This is a genomic window from Roseibium sp. TrichSKD4 (genome assembly GCF_000148725.1).
GTDB lineage: Bacteria > Pseudomonadota > Alphaproteobacteria > Rhizobiales > Stappiaceae > Roseibium.
The window spans coordinates 151,620-158,118 of sequence record NZ_GL476310.1 but is presented as its reverse complement, the minus strand read 5'-3'; the positions used below and the strand labels follow the sequence as shown (position 1 = coordinate 158,118).

Annotated in this window: 6 protein-coding genes; 2 read left to right on the top strand and 4 right to left on the bottom strand. The window is 54.1% G+C overall.

Annotated elements, in window-relative coordinates; all coding sequences use genetic code 11:
* The first annotated feature begins 89 nt into the window (after positions 1–89).
* Positions 90–833: an MFS transporter gene (locus TRICHSKD4_RS06470; protein ID WP_139051993.1), complete on the top strand. Its 744-nt coding sequence runs from the start codon at positions 90–92 to the stop codon at positions 831–833.
* Here the strand turns inward: TRICHSKD4_RS06470 and TRICHSKD4_RS06465 are convergent.
* Positions 784–1,938 (bottom strand): DNA alkylation repair protein, encoded by a 1,155-nt coding sequence (locus tag TRICHSKD4_RS06465; protein WP_009466672.1) that lies wholly within the window; start codon positions 1,936–1,938, stop codon positions 784–786. The two genes, TRICHSKD4_RS06470 and TRICHSKD4_RS06465, sit on opposite strands and share 50 nt — an antisense overlap.
* Before the next feature lie 157 nt (positions 1,939–2,095).
* Between TRICHSKD4_RS06465 and TRICHSKD4_RS06460 the strand changes: the two genes are divergently transcribed.
* Entirely contained in the window at positions 2,096–3,445 is a 1,350-nt protein-coding gene (locus TRICHSKD4_RS06460; RefSeq protein ID WP_009465529.1) for an IS5 family transposase, read from the top strand.
* 184 nt (positions 3,446–3,629) lie between these two features.
* On the opposite strand, the gene TRICHSKD4_RS06455 is transcribed toward TRICHSKD4_RS06460, so the two are convergent.
* From TRICHSKD4_RS06455 to TRICHSKD4_RS06445, 3 genes are read right to left on the bottom strand one after another with little or no spacing between them, the layout of a single operon-like run.
* Positions 3,630–4,703, bottom strand: a complete 1,074-nt coding sequence (locus TRICHSKD4_RS06455) for a sn-glycerol-3-phosphate import ATP-binding protein UgpC (protein WP_009466670.1) — start codon at positions 4,701–4,703, stop codon at positions 3,630–3,632.
* Positions 4,704–4,719: 16 nt separating this feature from the next.
* Complete coding sequence (ugpE, locus tag TRICHSKD4_RS06450; protein WP_009466669.1) at positions 4,720–5,562, bottom strand: sn-glycerol-3-phosphate ABC transporter permease UgpE; 843 nt, start codon at positions 5,560–5,562, stop codon at positions 4,720–4,722.
* Positions 5,563–5,572: 10 nt separating this feature from the next.
* The gene (locus TRICHSKD4_RS06445; protein WP_009466668.1) at positions 5,573–6,454 is read right to left on the bottom strand and encodes an ABC transporter permease subunit; all 882 of its coding nucleotides are present in this window, start codon (positions 6,452–6,454) and stop codon (positions 5,573–5,575) included.
* Positions 6,455–6,499 lie beyond the last annotated feature (45 nt).

The following is a 6,499-nucleotide window of genomic DNA, read 5'->3' as shown; positions in this document are numbered from 1 at the left end:
CCGCTCAACCGGACAAGAAGTCCGCTCGTCGCGCTTTTCCTTGCAGCTCATGGCTTTTTGTTACGCCATTCCAATCAAATTAATGGGTCCTGACCCTAGGTGGAGCAGACTGGCGCTTGACTGTCCTCGTCGCCTCTGCAGCAGCTGCTGCTGGCGGGCTTCTTTGCCTGCTGGTTCGTCTTGGCCCGTTTCACGCGAAAGCCGGGGCTTTTGATCCAAGAACCATCCGTGAAAGCTGGACCAACAAGAAGGTGCGTCTAGCCTATGCAGGATATCTAGGCCACATGTGGGAGCTTTATGCCATGTGGGCCTGGATCGGCGTTGCTCTCACTGCCTCCTTTTCCCTTTCCTTGAGCGACGGAGAGGCGGTGTCATATGCGCGCGTCATCGCTTTTTGCGCAATTGCTGCGGGCGGCGTCGCCTGCATTTTTGGCGGTCTGATCGCCGACCGGGTGGGAAAAGAAAACATTGCGATTGCAGCGATGGTCGTGAGCGGCATCGGCGCATTGGCAACAGCGCTCACATTCGGCGGTCCGGTATGGCTAACAGCGTTTTGCGCCATTATCTGGGGAGCGGCAATTTTGCCGGATTCCGCTCAGTTTTCGGCCCTTGTCGCAGATCATGCCCGACCGGAGAAGGCAGGCAGCCTGATGACCTTTCAGACCGCCCTCGGGTTTGCGCTGACCTTTTTCACGGTGCAGGTCACGCCGCTTATGGCCAACACATTCGGCTGGCCACTGGTCTTTGCCATTATGGCAATCGGCCCGGCTTACGGGATCGTTGCTATGCTGCAGCTAAAGCGGTTGACGGAGCAGGCTCCATCTCCAAGTTAAACTCCTGATAGCCGATATCCTGACCATTTATCCGAAGTGAGATGGCCTGCACGCCCGGATAGTAGGTTCTTGTGGTGATCGGCCTTATGGGATGTTTTCGCGCCAATCGCACCTGTTGCCCGGCGCCCATGGACATTTTGGTCCATTTGAAGACCTTCGGTGCAAGCGCTCCGTTCGCCTTCTTGAAATGCACAACATAGTCGATGATTAGGTCTTGTGACCGCTTGGCGTTCGATGTGAGATCCATTTCGAACTCAAGCGCTGTACCGAACTGAACCGTTGGCGTTTTGATCTTCAAGTCGTTCAACCGAACCTCAGGTGCCTGCAAACCAAACGCCGCCAAGGTTCGTGCATGCCCGCTTTTGACTAAGGTTCGGCAAGCATGACGCACGAGTTTCCGACGCTCCGGCCCGGCATCCTGCAGCCAAGCCTCTGCAATATCTGCCACCAAGTCTGGATGGTCCTTGGCTATGTCATTCAAGTGATTGGCGACAGACCGGCGGACATACTCTTCCGGATCATCTTTCAGAGCCTCCAGCAATGGCAAGGTCGGAGACGGATCCTGCACAAGCTTTGGCAAACGCATACCCCATGGCAGACGTGGTCGCGTTCCTTCAGACACCAGACGCCGAACATGAACATTAGGGTCAGCCACCCAAAGGGACAGGATATCCAGTGCGCGGCCTTGATCAGCGTCGAGAAACGGGCGCACGTCGAACTCGGCTGTGGCGCGTTTTGTCATCTCCTTCATCAAGGCAAAGGAAAGGTCAAAGTCGGCAAGACCATGCTTTGAGACAATCATGCCAAGCGGCATCATGCCCCATCCGGCAATGCCTTCATAGTCACTGCTTCTGTCAATTGAACCATTGCTGGACGGGTGAAGCAGTTTCTTGATGACCCAGAACTTTTCACCCAGATCATCCGGCAGAACGCGGTCCATTTCATCTGCCATCAGCTGGGCCCGTTGCTTCAGTTCAAGAGCCTCCAATTTTGACAGAACTGCCTCTTCAAAAGCGGATTGGTCAAAGGCATTCAACTCGCGCTTCAAGAGACGAGCGATAATGCGCACAAGGTCTGCGGACAATTTGTTTTTAAAAGGTTCCATGAAAAATCGCTCCGTGTCGGTTGAGCTGACCATGACGCTTTTTAGTTCGCGCTGAAAAACCCCTTAACTGATTGAAGAGTATGGATACCCATTGGGTTTTGGATGTGTGAATATGCCGGTTAGTTGATCCGAAGCACGCATTTTCTGGCATATTCTCATGAGACCTTCAAAACGCAACAAACGGTGTGGCGATCTGTTCAAGGAACGCCTGGCCGCAATCATCGATATGAACCATTCGTTGGTGCGGCTGTCTGGTCTGATGCCTTGGGATGAATTTGATGCGGAGTTCGGCAGGCATTATCGCCCCTTGGGACGACCGGCCAAACCAACGCGTCTGATGGCCGGGCTGCACTTTCTCAAGCACATGTACGATCTTTCCGATGAAGAGACGGTTGAGCGTTGGGTTGAAAACCCCTACTGGCAGTCTTTCTGCGGTTTTGAGTTTTTCCAGCACCAATTCCCCATTGATCCCTCAACCATGACCCGCTGGCGCAAACGGATTGGTCCTGAGGGAATGGAAAAGCTTCTTTCTGCTACGGTAGGTGTTGCGATTGAGAGCGGGACGATCAAGAAGAGCAGCCTTGAGCGGGTCTTGGTTGATACGACCGTTCAACCCAAAGCCATTGCCCATCCCACCGATAGCCGTCTTTATCACAAGGCCTTGCAGCTTCTGGTGCGCCAGGCCAAGAGGGCCGGCATCATCTTGCGTCGCAGCCATACCAGAGTTGCCAAAAAGGCGGCCTTGATGGCGGGCCGTTATGCCCATGCCAAACAGTTCAAGCGGATGCGCCGGGAACTCAAAAAGCTGAAGACCTATCTGGGCCGGGTCTATCGCGACATCTCCCGCAAGATCGCAGGCAACGAAGGTCTTGAGCACCGGTTCTCCCGTCTGCTGGGACTGGTGGAGCGGCTTCTGGCCCAGACCCCCAAGGACAAAAACAAGATTTATTCCATGCATGCGCCGGAAGTGGCCTGTATTGCCAAGGGCAAGGCGCGAACACCTTACGAGTTCGGGGCCAAGGTTGGCATTGCCACGACCAATCGGGAAGGATTGGTTCTTGCGGCGAGGGCTTTTGAGGGCAATCCCTATGATGGGCACACCTTGAATGACACCATCAGTCAGGCTGAGAAAGTCTGCGGCACCAAAGCTGAGCGTGTCTATGTGGACCGTGGCTATCGGGGGCATGATTATGAGGGCGACGCCAAGGTCATGATCTCCGGCCAGAAGCGCGGGCTGACGGCACAGATGAAGCGTGAGCTGAAACGACGATCAGCGATCGAGGCCACCATCGGCCACATGAAAACAGATGGACGACTTGACCGGAACTTCCTCAATGGCAAAAATGGCGATGCCATCAACGCCCTGCTGGCCGCAGCCGGTCATAACCTGCGTCTGATCCTCAATGCACTGATCATTTTGCTGCTCTGGATCACAAACCCCATCCCCAAACCGGTCAAATCGAATATTTGCGTATTGCTTCGGCCACGCGCAACATCAATGGCTTAGACGTTGTTCAGGGCGGACTTTTTAACCACCCAAGACAACCTGCTGCACGATGTCCAACTGACACCTTTTGTCAGGAGGGTATGTAACCGTGGACAAGAGAAAAGCCGTTCCGGTCTACGGTCGGAACGACTTTTCAGAAGACCGGCACCCTCGACAGGCCGGTCTCCAAACTGATTTTTTGAGATCAGGACTCGATACGTTTTCCTGTCTCTGCATCAAAGAAATGCAGGTCTTCTTCTTTCGCACGCAAATGCAGGACTTCGCCCGGTTCATGTTGCGAATGGCTCGACACCCGCAGGACGATTTCAGGCCCACCATTTGCAAATGATGCATAGATGTAGGTCTCAGCTCCTACGGACTCGATCACATTGACCTTTACTTCAAAAGCGGGGCCAGAGGCGTTTTCCTCAGCGACCTCGAGGTGTTCCGGCCGGATACCCAACTGATAGCTTTGCTTCCCAAAGGGATTGGCAACGCTCAGCCCCGTGCCGTGTTGAAGTCCAAGCTTCTCCCCGTCCGCCGTCACCGGAATCAAGTTCATGGCCGGAGAGCCGATAAAGCTCGCCACAAAAGTGGAGGCTGGATTGTCATAGACATCAATCGGCGAGCCAATTTGTTCAATGTTGCCGCCATTCAAGACAATCAGCCGGTCAGCCAGTGTCATGGCTTCTAGCTGGTCATGGGTCACGTAAACACTGGTCGTACCAAGGGAGCGCTGCAGGCGTTTGATTTCCACCCGCATTTGAACCCGCAGTTTGGCATCCAGATTTGAAAGCGGCTCGTCGAACAGGAAGGCTGCAGGCTCGCGCACGATTGCCCGGCCCATGGCTACACGCTGACGCTGACCACCAGACAGGGCGCGCGGCTTGCGCTCCAGATATTCGCCAATTTCAAGGATTTTGGCTGCTTCTTTTACGCGACGATCAATCTCGTCCTTGGCCATACCGCGATTCTTAAGGCCGTAGGCCAGGTTGTTATAGACCGACATATGCGGATAGAGCGCGTAATTTTGGAAAACCATGGCGATGTCACGGTCTGCAGGGTCAACCTTATTGACCACACGCTCGCCAATTTTGATCTCGCCCGTTGTAATGTCTTCCAGACCGGCGATCATGCGCAGAAGAGTCGACTTTCCGCAGCCGGATGGGCCGACAAGGACGATGAATTCACCATCCTTGATGTCGATGGAAACGCCCTTCACCGCCTCAACATTACCGGCATAGACCTTGCGGACCTGATCGAGAGTAATCGTAGCCATTTTGAAACCGTAATCCTTACTTGTCGCTCTCGACGAGCCCTTTGATGAACCAGCTTTGGAAGATCACAACAACGATCACCGGTGGCAACATGGCGAGGATGGCCAAGGCCATGGCCTCGTTCAGTGCCGGGATCTGCGCCCCAACCCAGACCTGTGTGATCTGCTTGATGCCCCGCACCAAAGTGAAGAGAGATTCTTCCGTGGTGATCAGGGTCGGCCAGAGATACTGGTTCCAGCCATAAACAAACATGATGATGAAGATCGCCGCGATCATCGTCTTGGACAGCGGCACCAGAATGTCGATGAAGAACTTCCAGGGACCTGCCCCGTCAATCCGGGCCGCTTCCAGCAATTCATCCGGCACTGACATAAAAAACTGACGGAAGAAGAAGGTCCCCGTTGCCGAGGCAATCAACGGGACAATCAGCCCCGAGTAAGTGTTGACCATGCCAAGCGACTGCACGATTTCATAAGATGGGAGGATGCGAACTTCCAAGGGCAGCAACAGAGTGCAGAAGATCACCCAGAAGCACAACGTCGCCATCGGAAACCGGAAATAGACGATCGCATAGGCGGCCAGCATCGAGATGATGATCTTGCCAATCGCAAAGCCCAACCCGAGGATCAACGAGTTCTTCAACATGACGAAGCCGTTGACTTCCTTGGTGAACCCGCCTGCCTTGAACAGAACAGTCTCGTAGTTCTCGGCGAACTTATCGCCCGGCAGGTATTGCAGGCCGGATTTATATATCGTGATGGCATCATGGGTACTGGTCGCAAAGGCGAACAACACCGGCACCACCATGAAGATCACGCCTGCAATCAAGATCAGATGATCGGAGAGCTGTAGTCTATTCATGTCACTCTCCTCATGTGTAGTGCACGCGCCGCTCAATCAGGCGGAACTGCACAACAGTTAGAATAAACACCAAGGCCATCAGGATCACCGATTGGGCTGACGAGCCGCCAAGATCGTTCCCGCGGAAGCCGTCAAGGAACACCTTGTAGACAAGGGTCACCGGATTGTTGCCCGGCTCTTGCTTCACGATCACATCGACGATGCCGAATGTGTCGAAGAAGGCGTAGGTGATGTTGATGATCAGCAGGAAGAAACCGGTTGGAGCCAGAAGCGGAAAGGTGACTGTCCAGAACCGGCGGAAGCCCGAGCGACAGTCAATGCTGGCTGCTTCCTGCACAGACTTCGGAATGCCCTGCAGACCGGATAAAAAGAAAATGAAGTTCACAGGGATCTGCTTCCACACTGCGGTTGCTGTCATTGCAAAGGCCGTATCGAAGTAGCTCACACCGATCTGCATCTCCCATCCGAGCAGACCAAAGAAGTCTGTCAGGGGGCCGACGTGCTGATCAAATAAAAGCACACCGATCAGGCCTGCTACCGGTGGAGCGACCGCGTATACCCACATGAGCAGTGTTTTATAGGTTGAGGCCCCGCGCAGCACCTTGTCGGCTTTGACGGCCAGCAACAGCGCAATTCCAAGAGACAAGAAAGTCACCAGCGTCGTGAAGACGGCTGTAAACTTCGCAACCCGACTGTAATCCGTCGACGTAACCGTATCGACAAAATTGTCCATGCCCACAAATGTGGACCCGAACCCGAACGGATCTTCAAGATAGAACGACGCGCGTACTGCTTCTGCCGCTGGCCACAAAAAGAAAACCACAACAATGGCCAGTTGTGGCAGCAGCAAGAGATAAGGCGTCAGCCCCGACTGAAAGCGGACTTTCTTCATCACACCACCGAATGAGACTTTTTCAAACAGGCAAGGCGAGCCTCA